The sequence below is a fragment of the Ruegeria sp. BF6 genome (genome assembly GCF_056538665.1).
In genome coordinates this window covers 745,732-758,311 of sequence record NZ_JBQFTN010000001.1, presented here as the reverse complement: position 1 = coordinate 758,311, position 12,580 = coordinate 745,732, and the positions used below count along the sequence as shown (strand labels likewise).

The window sequence follows — 12,580 nt, the reverse complement described above, 5'->3', positions numbered from 1 at the left end:
TCCTTACGAAATGCGAATGCGCGGGTTGAGGTAGACATAGCCGATATCCGATATCAGCTGCGTCACCAGCACCACAAAGACCGACACGACCGAAATCGCCAGCAGCAGCTGAATGTCGTTGTTGCCTGCCGCCTGAACAAGTGCCCAGCCGAAGCCCTTGTAGTTGAACAGGGTCTCAACGATCACGACACCGTTCAGCAGCCACGGGAATTGCAGCATGATGACGGTAAACGGCGCGATCAGCGCATTGCGCAGCGCGTGTTTCATGACGATGTTCGAGAATGACACACCTTTGAGGCGTGCAGTCCGTATGTACTGTGCCGTCATCACCTCGGTCATCGACGCGCGGGTCATCCGGGCGATGTAGCCCATCCCGTATAGCGCAATCGTTAGAACCGGTAAGAAGAAGTTCTCAAAGGTCGGGTTCTCCATCGCCTGCGTTGCGGTGCCCTTGAACCATTTCAGGCCCACAGCGGACGAGGTGAAAATGGCGATGAAAATCACACCCGACACGTATTCCGGTGTCGCCGTGGTGGTGATCGCAAAGGTCGAAAGGGTCCGGTCGGTGGCGGATCCTTCTTTCATACCAGCAAGAACGCCAAGGATCAGCGCTGAAGGGACCATCAGCAACATCACCCAGAACATCAACCTGCCAGTCAGGCCAAGACGGGTTCCGACAACGGTAGAAACTTCCTCTTTGAAGACAGTGGAATAGCCCCAGTACCCTTGCAGAATGCCGCAGAATTTCGGGGCATCTTCTGCAGATTCACCCGGTAAGATACATCTGCCCTGAACAGAGCCGTCCTCATTTGTATGCCGATAGGAGGGCAGAACGCCCAGCCATTCGCCGTATTTGACCGGCATCGGCTGAAGATATCCGTTTTTTTCCAGAAAGCTGGCAACCTGTTCATCCGACATCCGGAAATTGCCCTGCGTTTTCGCGAGCTTTTCGAGGTTGGGATAAAGGTTGGTTAGGAAAAAGACCAAGAATGTCAGGCACAATGCTGTAATGAGCATGATGCCTACACGCTTTAGAATGAAAAGTCCCATGTTGGCCCCTGTTGGTAGGCTAGCGCGAAGGTCATCTGGTTCCACGCATTGCTGTTTTTTTGTGTCGCCGCGTTTAGGACGAAAAGGCCGCGCCTTCGAGGCGCGGCCTGATAAGTTTGGGCTTAGCTCAACAAGCCAAATTTATAGAGCTGGGGCAGGTCTGCGATGTGCTTTTCGACACCGACCATGTTGTCGCGGTGATGGCGCATCGCGGTCCGCCAATAGGGCTGGATGACCACACCTTCGTCGATCATGATCGCCTGCAGCTTGCCCATTACTTCGCGGCGTCGGTCCACATCGGAAATGGAGTTTGCTTCGGCCAGCAATGTATCGAACTCTTCGTTCGAGAAACCGGACTCGTTCCATGCAACGCCTGACTTGTAGGCCAGCGCAAGGATTTGCGTGCCAAGCGGGCGGTGGTTCCAGTTTGTCGAAGAGTACGGGTATTTTGTCCAGTCATTCCAGAAGGTCGACCCCGGCAGAACCGTGTGTTTGGCCTTGATGCCCGCGTCATTGAGCTGGGCAACAACTGCCGCAGTAGTGTTCCGGCGCCAATCGTCATCGATGGACTGAACCTCGTGCTCGAAATCACCCATACCGGCTTCGTCCATCAACGCTTTGGCTGCGGCTGGGTCATATGGAATACGAGGCACTTCCGAGTTGTATTCAGGATGCATCGGACCAACGTGGCTGTTTTCGGCAACAATACCGTAGCCGGACATGCCAAGCTCCAGACAGACCGCGTTGTCGACAGCCATCGCAAGGGCCTGACGTACGCGTTTGTCGCCGTAGATTTTGTTTCCGTCTGCATCTTCGGCCAGCTGGTTGGGACGGATGACGATGGTGAAGCCCGACGGGATTTCCGAGCGAACAAGGCCGATGCCGTCAAAGATATCGACGAATTCACCGACCGACTCCCAGTTCATGTCGATTTCTTCGGCCTCATAGGCAGCAAGGAAAGCGGCAGGGTCGGTGCCGTAATCGATGAACTCAATCCTGTCGATATAGCCGCCTTTACCGGCTTCATATCCCCACCAGTCAAAGTCTTCATTGCGAACCAGAACACCTTTCACGCCAACTTCGTGGCTTTCAGGCAGCATGAAGCCGGTGCCGATCGGGTTGTCCAACATTGTGTTGGGATCATGGCTGCTGTGCACGATGGCGCCGGGATAGTCGGCCATGCCGGGGATGATTGTGATGTCCGGGGCGTTACACTTCAGCTTGACCGTGTGGCTGTCGACAACAGTAATAGCACCGTCTGCGGCTTGCTGGGTGCTCTCGTCGATCAGAGACGCCATCCGTGAAGCCATCGAGTTGCCCTCGACCGAGGAATCGCACCATCCGGTGATATTACGCGCAACATCTTCGGCGGTGAAATCGTCACCATTGTTCCATTTCACGCCCTGACGAACGTTTAGGGTGTATTCGGTGGCGTCGTCATTGGCTTCCCAGCTTTCCAGAAGCATAGGTTTGAACGAGCCGTCGTTGTTGTACTCAACCAGATACTCGAGCCATCCCGCGGTGAAGGTAGCGATTTGTGTCCAGTCATAAGTCCGCGGATCTTTCAGCGCGCGAACTTCCATCTGATAGCGAATGGTACCGCCTCGTTGCGGCTCCTGCGCCGCAGCAGGTGATTGCAGGCCGATCATACCGTAGGCCGCTGGCACGGCAACACCCAGCGCGGTGGCGCGCGCCAGAAATTCTCGCCGGTTCAGTTTGCCGTCACGATACTCCTGAGCGTGCATTTCTGCGGCCCAGTGAATCGGGGCTCCGGTGATGGTTTGGTTTTTCATCAATGTCTCTCCCTGATGACATATTTTGTTTTGTATGAAGATTGGAACCGCTCGAACCGGTCAGCTTCCGGCAGCAGGTTCACGGTTTTTTTGAGTTCTGCATGTCCCCATAGGTCCATTCGGCCCCAGAATTTGTATGAGGTCAATGTTCGAAATCGTCATTAATGGTACAAAAGCGACATGGTCGGGGATTGTTATAAGGTCCGCAATGCCCGGGTTAAGGTGTAATCGCGATGTATACAGTGGTGAACCGGCGGATTCGTCCTTTTCGGAGAATCGCTCAGAAAAACCGATCAGGAGACTGGTGTATCATTTTGAGAAATCTACCCGATTCCAATTCCTCATCCGCGCGCGGAACCAGGTGCGCTGGCGTTTGGCGAACTGACGGGTGGCAATTGTCGCGCGTTCTCGGGCGGCGTCCAAGCTCATCTTACCGTCCAGATAAGCCATCAGTTCGGGCACACCGATGGCCTTGAAGGCGGGCAGGGACGGATCATAGAGGTCGCGCATCGCCTCGACCTCTTGCAGCGCGCCGGAGTCCAGCATCTGATCGAAACGCCGGGTGATGCGGTCCAGCAGCCATTCCTTGTCCACGTCAAAAACGATTGGAATCGTGCCAGACAGGTCTAGAACCGGAGGCGGAGTGTCGGCCTGCCAGTCGCTTAAGCTGCGCCCGGTGGCATGCAATACTTCCCACGCGCGTTGAACACGGGCGCGGTTTTGAGTGTCGATCCGGTCCAGCGTCCTCGCGTCCACACCAGCGATCAGCGACGGCAGGTCCATTGCGTCAGCGTCAGCTCGAACCTCGGGCGGTGTGGCGGGGATATCGGCCATTCCTTCGGTCAAGGCCGAGAAATACAGGCCGGTGCCGCCGACGATAATTGGTCGCCGTTCACAGGACAGCAGCGGTGTTACCTCGCGCAGCCAGTGGCCGGTGGAATAGTCCTGGTTATAGGCGATATGACCATACAACAGATGCGACGCGCGGGCTTCTTCTTCGGCTGATGGTCGCGCCGAAACCACCCGCCAGCAATCATAGACCTGGCTGGCATCCGCATTCAGGATTACACCGCCGAAGGTCTCTGCGATCTGCAAGGCCAGCGCCGATTTTCCCGAGGCTGTCGGCCCCGCGATCAGCACGGGCTGATCCTCATTTATCGGGGGCAGGCGGTCCCAAATCTGCGAACTTTCGTTGTTGGCCATCCGGGTACGCCCCAATCCTCACCATCCGCATTGAACCTGCGGAGTTTTTGCTTCATTTTGCGCCGGAAATTAACCCCGTGCCAGCCCGGAGCGCAACATGAGCCTGACCGAAACACTCGAAACCACCGAGACCCCCAAAACAAAGTACAGCCGCGTGATGCTGAAAATCTCGGGCGAGGCACTGATGGGGGATCAGGGGTTTGGCCTGCACCCGCCCACGGTTCAGCGTATCGCGCAAGAGGTCAAGTCGGTGCACGATCTGGGCGTTGAGATCTGTATGGTGATCGGAGGTGGCAACATCTTCCGCGGTCTCAGCGGCTCGGCACAGGGGATGGAGCGCACAACCGCTGACTATATGGGAATGCTGGCAACTGTAATGAACGCGCTGGGTATGCAGTCGGCATTGGAAGAGATCGGCGTGTTCACCCGCGTCATCTCGGCCATTCGTATGGATGAGGTCTGCGAGCCCTACATCCGCCGACGGGCCGTACGGCACCTTGAAAAGAAGCGCGTTTGTATCTTTGCCGCCGGGACCGGCAACCCGTATTTCACCACCGATACGGCTGCTACTTTGCGGGCCAACGAGATGGCGTGTGAGGCGATCTTTATGGGTAAGAACGGTGTGGACGGCGTTTATGACAAAGACCCCAAAGAACACGCGGACGCGGTGCGGTATGACACGGTCACTTACGATGACGTGTTGGCCAAGCGGCTGCGCGTAATGGATGCCTCGGCCATCGCGTTGGCGCGGGACAACAACCTCCCGCTGATTGTCTTTGGTCTGGATGAGCCCGGCGGCTTCCGGGGCATTCTGGCGGGTGAAGGCACCTACACCAAAGTTCAGGGCTAGTTCGAACAAATTGAATGTGCGGGCCGGGTTTTCATCCCGGCCATTTCTGTGCGGTGATGACGATTCTGCAGGCTCGCAACAGACACAATCCGCAAAACGTTTTTTGCGAGCTTTGTCGTTTTCTCGATATATGTGGTCTTCTCAGCCAACCCTCTTCGGCAAGGGATATTGAATGTCCTGAGCATCGAAGAAGGAAGGAAGAGGAACTATGTCCGAAAACTCGGAGACCGACTATGAAGCCGGTCAGGATAACGTCCAAATCATGGGACTGGACGTTCACAATCCTGTTTTTGCCGTTTCAGGGCTTACCATCATTGCATTCGTGTTTTTCTCGCTCGTGTTCCGCGAGCAGGCGAGCGAATTCTTTGGGTGGCTTCGTCCGGCACTGACCAGCCAGTTCGACTGGGTGTTCATGATCGCGGCCAACATCTTTGTGGCGTTTTCGCTGCTGCTGATCGTCACGCCTTTTGGCTCGATCCGCCTGGGTGGCGACGATGCCAAACCGGACTACAGCTATGCCGGTTGGTTCTCGATGCTGTTTGCTGCGGGCATGGGCATCGGCTTGGTTTTCTGGGGCGTGGCCGAGCCGATCTCGCACTATGGGTCATCGATTGGCGGTGTTGCCGTCGGTGAAGAAGGGTTGCGCACCGACTGGGCGCCGTTGGGGGCAGGGCTGGAAGACCCGGAAGCCTCGAAAAAGCTGGCGATGGCTGCGACCATATTCCATTGGGGTATGCACCCCTGGGCCGTTTATGCCGTCGTGGCGCTGGCGCTGGCCTTTTTCAGCTTTAACCGGGGTCTGCCGCTGACCATGCGTTCGGTGTTCTACCCGCTGTTTGGCGAGGCGACCTGGGGTCCGCTGGGGCACATCATTGACGTTCTGGCGGTATTTGCCACCATCTTCGGTCTGGCGACCTCGCTGGGTCTGGGTGCGACGCAGGCGCTGGCCGGTCTGAACTATCTGTTCGACGTTCCGATTACCGATGGCATGAAAGTGCTGTTGATCGGGCTGATCACGGTATTTGCTCTGATCTCGGTTGTTGCCGGCCTCGACAAGGGGGTCAAGCGTCTGTCCGAGGCCAACATGATCCTGGCCGCGGCTCTGCTGTTGCTGGTGCTGATCGTCGGCCCGACCGTCGCAATTCTGACCGGCTTTTTCGACAGCATGATCGAGTACTTCATTGCGTTGCCCGCTCTGTCTAACTGGGTCGGTCGCGAAGACACCAACTTCATGCAGGGCTGGACCACCTTCTATTGGGCGTGGTGGATTTCCTGGTCGCCTTTTGTTGGCATGTTCATCGCCCGCATTTCGCGTGGCCGGACCGTTCGCGAATTCGTGACCTGCGTGATCCTGATCCCAACAGTAGTCGGCGCGCTGTGGATGAGCGTATTCGGTGGCGCGGCGCTGGATCAGGTGATGTCCGGTTCAGCGCAGGGCCTGTCGGACGCAGCGCTTGAGCTGAAGATGTTCAAGATGTTCGAAGCCTTCCCGATGACCGGCCTGCTTTCGTTTGTCGGCATCATCCTGGTTGTCGTGTTCTTTGTCACCAGCTCGGACTCGGGTTCGCTGGTTATCGATACGATCACAGCAGGCGGCAAAACCGATGCCCCGACGGCGCAGCGCGTGTTCTGGTGCATCCTTGAGGGCGCGATTGCTGTCGTGCTGTTGCTGGGCGGCGGGCTTGGCGCCTTGCAGGCCGCCGCGATTGCAACCGGCTTTCCGTTTGCGATCGTGCTGGTGCTTATGTGCGTATCGATCTTCATCGGTCTGGCGAACGAAAAGCGCCGCCGCTGAGTTAAGCCTTATCACGAAAAGCCCCGGCCATGCGTCGGGGCTTTTTTCTTTCGGGCCGGGTTGACCGATATCCTCGTCCTTGTCTAAGTATCCGCGTCCTTAGGGTAGCCCGTTCTGCCCGGAAAGACTGCCCATGTCTTTGGTTTCAACCGGGGCTGTGGTTGGGCTGGAAGACCTGCCGTGATTTCCGAGTTGTCCGAAATCATGCGCGGGCATCGTATCGGAACAAGCTGCATGAATGAGGAGAGGTGTGCCATGAGCACTCTGGATATCAATTTCGTTCGGGCTCAGTTCCCGGCTTTTTCCGAGCCCAGTCTGCAAGGACAGGCGTTCTTTGAAAATGCGGGCGGGTCGTACACCTGCAAGCCTGTACTGGACAGGCTTACGCGCTATTACACACAGCGCAAGGTGCAGCCCTATGGCCCCTATGACGCCAGTCGTTTGGCCGGAGAAGAGATGGATGATGCCCGCACCCGCATGGCTGCGGTTTTGGGTGTGGATGCTGATGAGTTAAGCTTTGGGCCTTCTACAACGCAAAACACCTATGTGCTTGCGCAGGCGTTTAGGCAGTGGATGCAACCCGGTGAAGCCATCGTGGTGACCAATCAGGATCACGAGGCCAATTCCGGACCATGGCGGCGTCTCGCCGAGGACGGGATCGAAATCCGCGAATGGCAGATTGACCCGGAAACCGGATCGCTGAACCCGCAGGACCTTGAAAACCTATTGGATGAAAAAGTCCGGCTGGTTTGTTTCCCGCATTGCTCAAACGTGATTGGAGAGATCAACCCGGTCACGGACATCACTGCCATTGCCCACGCGGCGGGGGCGTTTGTCTGCGTGGACGGCGTGTCCTACGCGCCGCATGGGTTTCCGAATGTCGGTGACCTGGGGCCGGATATCTACCTGTTCTCGGCCTACAAAACTTATGGCCCGCATCAGGGCTGCATGGTGATCCGACGATCTCTTGGGGAATTGCTGCCCAATCAGGCGCATTTTTTCAACGGCGATGTGCTTTACAAGCGGTTCACACCGGCAGGACCCGATCACGCGCAGATCGCGGCCAGCGCGGGTATGGCGGACTATGTCGATCTGCTGTGTGATCACCACAATGGACCCGTCGGGGGTGCAACCCAACGCGGAGCGTTCGTGCATGACCTGATGCGCAGTCAGGAAGTGGCCTTGCTGCAACCGGTTCTGGACGCGGTCAAGGATCGCAATACTGTTCGACTGATAGGGACATCGGACGCAACACGCCGCGCGCCAACCGTTGCACTGGCCCTGAACCGGAACGCCGAAGCCGTCGCGGCCGATCTCGCAAATCACGGGGTCATGGCGGGTGGCGGTGATTTCTACGCCGTGCGCCCGCTGCAGGCGATGGGAGTGGATGCGACTCAAGGTGTGCTGAGGGTCAGCTTTACGCACTATACCTCTCAACAGGAAATTGATCAGTTATTGAACGCACTTGACGCTGTTTTGTGATCCGGTTTCCGTTCGGCTTCGTAATGCGAAGAAAACAACCGGGCAGATATGAAAAACACTCAATCTCCGATCATCATGTGGTTCCGGCGGGACTTGCGCCTGTCGGACCATCCCGCGCTAAGTGCTGCGGTTCGAACTGGGCGTCCTGTCATTCCGGTCTTTATTCTGGACGACCTTGTCGAGGCATTGGGCGCGGCACCAAAATGGCGTCTTGGGCTTGGGCTCGAGGTCTTGGCCCAGTCCCTTGGAAAGGCTGGCAGTCGCCTGATCCTGCGGCGCGGGGACGCTTTGATTGAATTGCTGAACCTGATCGAGGAAACTGGGGCGACCGCTGTTTACTGGTCCCGGACCTATGATCCGGACGCAATTGCCCGCGACACCCGTATCAAATCGGCTCTGAATGGGCCGGGTATCGAGGCCACGTCCTTTGCGGGCCATTTGTTGTTCGAGCCGTGGACCGTGGCCACCAAGACCGGTCAGCCCTTCCGGGTTTTCACTCCGATGTGGCGGGCCGTTCAGAGGCGGGACGTTGCCGCTCCCGAGGCTGCGCCTTTGGCGATCCCGGCGCCTCGGAAATGGCCATGGTCCGATGATCTGGCCGCATGGAAATTGGGTCGGGAAATGAATCGCGGGGCAGAAATTGTTGCCGCATATGTGCGGCCTGGTGAAAATGCGGCTTTTGAGGCTCTGCACGGGTTTTTGGACCGAATCTCAGGCTATTCAGCAGATCGGGATCGTCTGGATTTGGATGGCACATCGGATTTGTCCGAATATCTGTCCTTGGGCGAGATCGGTCCGCGCAGCGTCTGGCATGCGGTCCAGCGTGCGGCAATGACGGGTGCGCAGGGCACCGAGGCCTTCCTGCGCCAACTGGTCTGGCGCGAGTTTGCCTATCATCTGATGTTCCACGCACCGCACTTGCTGACCAAAAACTGGAAACAGGAATGGGACGCTTTCCCGTGGAATACGGATGCAGGCCGCCCCGAAGTCGTCGCGTGGCAACGGGGTCGCACCGGCGTTCCGGCGGTGGATGCCGGCTTGCGGCAGATGTATGTGACCGGTCGCATGCATAACCGGGCCCGCATGATCGTGGCCAGCTATCTGACCAAGCATTTGATGACGCACTGGAAAATCGGCATGGACTGGTTTGCTGAGTGTCTGATCGATTGGGACCCAGCGTCAAATGCGATGGGGTGGCAGTGGGTTGCAGGCTCGGGGCCTGATGCCGCGCCGTTCTTCCGGATATTTAACCCGCAGACTCAACAGGAAAAATTCGACCCTGACGGAGCCTATTTGAAACGGTGGATTGCCGAAGGGCAGGCTACGCCCTCGGCTAGTGCACTGTCGTACTTTAAAGCGGTGCCACGCTCATGGGCGCTTGATCCCACATCTGAATACCCGGAGCCGATAGTCGATCTTGCCGTTGGCCGGGCGCGGGCTTTGGCGGCCTATGATGGCCGAAAAACCGGGTAAGGAACTGAAAACTTGCCATAAACACAAACTCGACCTAGCTTTGAACCAAGGCCGCACAGGGGAGAGCGGATGATCCTAACGACAACGGAAGGGCAGAAAGACCTGCCCAGGTACTTTGGTCAAGTTTTCAAGATGCTGAACCGGATGGAGTCCGGTCGGATGGATATTGCGTTGCCCGACGGCCGAATTTTTCGGTCCGAAGGGTCCAAACCCGGGCCGGTCGCTCGGGTTGATATCCACGACCCGGACGTTTTCGCTCGACTGATCCGCGAAGGAGAACTGGGCTTTTCCGACGCCTACTTGGAAGGCGACTGGAGCACCCCGGATCTGCGATCCTTCATGGATCTGGTGCATCTGGGCACCGAGACTGTATATGACGATTTCACCGGTAAGTTCCTGGTGCAGGCTTACGAACGGCTGCGTTTCTGGCTGCATCGGAACCATCGTCGACAGGCCAAGAAGAACATCTCTTATCATTACGACTTGGGGAATGACTTCTACGGTTTGTGGCTGGATGAGACGATGACCTATTCCAGCGCGTTGTTCGAGACAGGGCAGGAAAGTCTGGAAAAGGCGCAAACTGCGAAATACGCCAGCCTCGTCGATGAAATGGGCGCAAAGCCCGGCGATCACATCCTTGAGATCGGCTGCGGCTGGGGTGGTTTCGCCGAATATGCCGCGAAAGAACGTGGCCTTCGGGTCACAGGTTTGACGATCAGCCAGGAACAGTTGAACTTTGCGCGACAGCGCATTGAAAAAGCGGGACTTTCCGACCTTGTTGAACTCAAGTTGCAGGATTACCGCGATGAGCAGGGCCAATATGACGGGATCGCCTCGATCGAGATGTTCGAAGCCGTCGGACGAAAATACTGGCCGGTTTATTTCGAAACCGTGCGCGAGCGTCTGAAACCCGGTGCACATGCGACGTTACAGATCATCACCGTTGCAGATCACCGTTGGGACATTTACAAGAATGGCGTTGATTTTATTCAGAAATATATCTTTCCGGGTGGAATGCTTCCGACACCTTCAATCCTGAAAGAGCAGGTCTCGGAGGCGGGGTTGAACGTGGTGAAATCTCGGGAATTTGGCAAAAGCTATGATCTGACGCTGCGCCGTTGGTACGATACGTTTAACGAAAAATGGGACGAAATTGCCGAAATGGGGTTTGATGAGCGTTTCCGCCGCATGTGGAATTATTATTTGACCGCATGCGGCGCAGCCTTTGACACTGGTAACTGCGATGTGACACAGATCACTATAGCAAAACCCAGTTAACAAACGGAAATACCGAATGCCTAGTGCTCCGCGTCTCGTTGCTGCAATTTGCCTGTTGGTGGTGGCCTTTATCGTTTCAGGCATGATCATCGACAACGGCGAAGAGGGTAAGGATTATGGCGCGTTCACGACAGTCAACATGATCATTGGGTTGGTGTGTGGCTGGATGATCATGGGAAAGCGCGTTGGCAGGGGCTGGACCGGTGCGGTCAATAACGGGCTGACGGGCATTGCCGCACTAGTATTCTGGGGTCTATTTGTACAGGGCTGCAATGAGATGTTCCGCCTGGCCATGCGCCATCGGTATGATGGGCCGTTCGATGCCCTGATCGGTATTTTCAAAAACGGGATCGAATACAGCCAGTTTCTGCTGGCGCCGGAAATTCTGTGGACTTTGCTGATCGGAGCACTTATCGCCGGTCTTGCAACCGAAGAAGCCAGCCGCCGCTGGCGATAATCCTCCGGATTTCAGCGCGAGTTTCAATCCAGTGTCCGATATGTTTTTTTATGGCACGCTCAGGCATCGGCCGCTGCTTGAGCTTGTGATTGGCCGCCCTTTGTCGCAATTGACGGTGTCGCAGGCCAGCCTGCCAGATCACGCAGTTTACGCCGTTGCTGGGCAGGCTTTTCCGATGATCTTGCCGCAGAAAGGCAGCGAGGCCGAAGGTCTGCTCGTGCAGGGATTTACCCAAGAGGACCTGAACAGGCTGGCCTACTACGAAGGCGGGTTTGACTATGATCTCAGTCCGCAAAATGTCCTGCTTGCGGACGGATCAAAGGCTGGTACCAGCGTGTTCTTTCCCGAGCCGGGTCTCTGGACCCCGGAGGGGCCGTGGTCACTTCAGGGTTGGGTCGATGAATGGTCCGAAGTGACTCTGCTGGCCGCACAGGAAGAGCTTGCCTATTACGGCAGGGTCGATGCGGCAACGATTGCTCGCAATTTCGCGCCTATTCGTACCCGCGCATGGGCCAGACTGGCTGCGCGTAAGCGTCGGACAGGTGATCCGCGCGACACGGCCATGGACGTTATCGTGCAAAGCCACAAGCGCGCCTATGTAAACTATTTCGGCATCGAAGAACTGGAGGTTCAGCACCGTCAGCATGACGGGACCATGGGGCCGGTTCTGCACCGAAGCGGACTGATGCAAGGGGCCGCCGTGGTCGTGCTGCCCTATGACCCGGTCCGTGATACTGTTCTGCTGGTCGAGCAATTCCGAGCGCCGGTTTTTCTGATCGACGACCCCGAGCCGTGGATGTGGGAACCGGTTGCTGGCATGATCGACCCCGGAGAGTCCCCGGAACAGGCTGCATACCGTGAAGCGCAGGAAGAGGCGCAGGTCACACTGGACGCGTTGGAATACGCAGGTGGGGCCTATTCCTCAAGCGGGTCGTCGACCGAGTATATCTACCTCTATGTTGGACTGGGTGATCTGACCCGGACCATCGACAACGGCGGGCTGGAATCCGAAGGCGAGGATATTCGCACGCAAATCCTGCCCTATGACACCTTTATGCAGAAGGTAGACAGCAACGAATTCAAGGATTTACCTCTGCTGTCGCTGGCCAACTGGTTGGCCCGGCATCGTGACCGTCTGCGGGGGTGAGGATCGCCGCTTGTGGTTGTCGCACGGCATCTGTAAATCTTCGTTGATACGT

10 protein-coding genes are annotated in these 12,580 nt (G+C 56.9%); 7 read left to right on the top strand and 3 right to left on the bottom strand.

What is annotated here, in order from left to right:
- Positions 1 to 3 precede the first annotated feature (3 nt).
- The 3 genes from ACR0IM_RS03830 to miaA form a co-directional block, all read right to left on the bottom strand.
- Positions 4 to 1,050: an ABC transporter permease gene (locus ACR0IM_RS03830; RefSeq protein WP_480640559.1), complete on the bottom strand. Its 1,047-nt coding sequence runs from the start codon at positions 1,048 to 1,050 to the stop codon at positions 4 to 6.
- Positions 1,051 to 1,172: 122 nt separating this feature from the next.
- Entirely contained in the window at positions 1,173 to 2,843 is a 1,671-nt protein-coding gene (locus ACR0IM_RS03825) for an ABC transporter substrate-binding protein (protein ID WP_480589841.1), read from the bottom strand.
- Between the two features lie 309 nt (positions 2,844 to 3,152).
- Positions 3,153 to 4,046 carry a tRNA (adenosine(37)-N6)-dimethylallyltransferase MiaA gene (miaA, locus tag ACR0IM_RS03820; RefSeq protein WP_480680870.1) on the bottom strand — a complete coding sequence of 298 codons (894 nt, stop codon included), beginning with the start codon at positions 4,044 to 4,046 and terminating at the stop codon, positions 3,153 to 3,155.
- A gap of 97 nt (positions 4,047 to 4,143) precedes the next feature.
- Here miaA and pyrH point away from each other — a divergent pair, with 97 nt between their 5' ends.
- From pyrH to ACR0IM_RS03785, 7 genes are all read left to right on the top strand, one after another.
- Positions 4,144 to 4,896 (top strand): UMP kinase, encoded by a 753-nt coding sequence (gene pyrH, locus ACR0IM_RS03815; RefSeq protein ID WP_480589845.1) that lies wholly within the window; start codon positions 4,144 to 4,146, stop codon positions 4,894 to 4,896.
- Between the two features lie 208 nt (positions 4,897 to 5,104).
- Positions 5,105 to 6,691 carry a BCCT family transporter gene (locus tag ACR0IM_RS03810; RefSeq protein ID WP_480680869.1) on the top strand — a complete coding sequence of 529 codons (1,587 nt, stop codon included), beginning with the start codon at positions 5,105 to 5,107 and terminating at the stop codon, positions 6,689 to 6,691.
- Between the two features lie 255 nt (positions 6,692 to 6,946).
- On the top strand, positions 6,947 to 8,173 hold the full coding sequence (locus ACR0IM_RS03805; protein WP_480680868.1) for an aminotransferase class V-fold PLP-dependent enzyme: 1,227 nt from the start codon (positions 6,947 to 6,949) through the stop codon (positions 8,171 to 8,173).
- A gap of 48 nt (positions 8,174 to 8,221) precedes the next feature.
- A complete protein-coding gene (locus ACR0IM_RS03800; protein ID WP_480680867.1) occupies positions 8,222 to 9,646 on the top strand; it encodes a cryptochrome/photolyase family protein in 1,425 nt (474 codons plus the stop codon).
- 69 nt (positions 9,647 to 9,715) lie between these two features.
- Positions 9,716 to 10,924: a class I SAM-dependent methyltransferase gene (locus tag ACR0IM_RS03795; RefSeq protein ID WP_480589854.1), complete on the top strand. Its 1,209-nt coding sequence runs from the start codon at positions 9,716 to 9,718 to the stop codon at positions 10,922 to 10,924.
- Positions 10,925 to 10,940: 16 nt separating this feature from the next.
- Positions 10,941 to 11,381: a TrgA family protein gene (locus ACR0IM_RS03790; RefSeq protein ID WP_480589856.1), complete on the top strand. Its 441-nt coding sequence runs from the start codon at positions 10,941 to 10,943 to the stop codon at positions 11,379 to 11,381.
- A 40-nt stretch (positions 11,382 to 11,421) separates the two neighbouring features.
- Positions 11,422 to 12,528, top strand: a complete 1,107-nt coding sequence (locus ACR0IM_RS03785) for an NUDIX domain-containing protein (RefSeq protein WP_480681435.1) — start codon at positions 11,422 to 11,424, stop codon at positions 12,526 to 12,528.
- Positions 12,529 to 12,580 lie beyond the last annotated feature (52 nt).

Coding starts and splice junctions, on each gene's coding strand:
- ACR0IM_RS03830 (WP_480640559.1), bottom strand. CDS start 1,050: ATGGGACTTTTCATTCTAAAGCGTGTAGGCATCATGCTCATTACAGCA.
- ACR0IM_RS03825 (WP_480589841.1), bottom strand. CDS start 2,843: ATGAAAAACCAAACCATCACCGGAGCCCCGATTCACTGGGCCGCAGAA.
- miaA (WP_480680870.1), bottom strand. CDS start 4,046: ATGGCCAACAACGAAAGTTCGCAGATTTGGGACCGCCTGCCCCCGATA.
- pyrH (WP_480589845.1), top strand. CDS start 4,144: ATGAGCCTGACCGAAACACTCGAAACCACCGAGACCCCCAAAACAAAG.
- ACR0IM_RS03810 (WP_480680869.1), top strand. CDS start 5,105: ATGTCCGAAAACTCGGAGACCGACTATGAAGCCGGTCAGGATAACGTC.
- ACR0IM_RS03805 (WP_480680868.1), top strand. CDS start 6,947: ATGAGCACTCTGGATATCAATTTCGTTCGGGCTCAGTTCCCGGCTTTT.
- ACR0IM_RS03800 (WP_480680867.1), top strand. CDS start 8,222: ATGAAAAACACTCAATCTCCGATCATCATGTGGTTCCGGCGGGACTTG.
- ACR0IM_RS03795 (WP_480589854.1), top strand. CDS start 9,716: ATGATCCTAACGACAACGGAAGGGCAGAAAGACCTGCCCAGGTACTTT.
- ACR0IM_RS03790 (WP_480589856.1), top strand. CDS start 10,941: ATGCCTAGTGCTCCGCGTCTCGTTGCTGCAATTTGCCTGTTGGTGGTG.
- ACR0IM_RS03785 (WP_480681435.1), top strand. CDS start 11,422: ATGTTTTTTTATGGCACGCTCAGGCATCGGCCGCTGCTTGAGCTTGTG.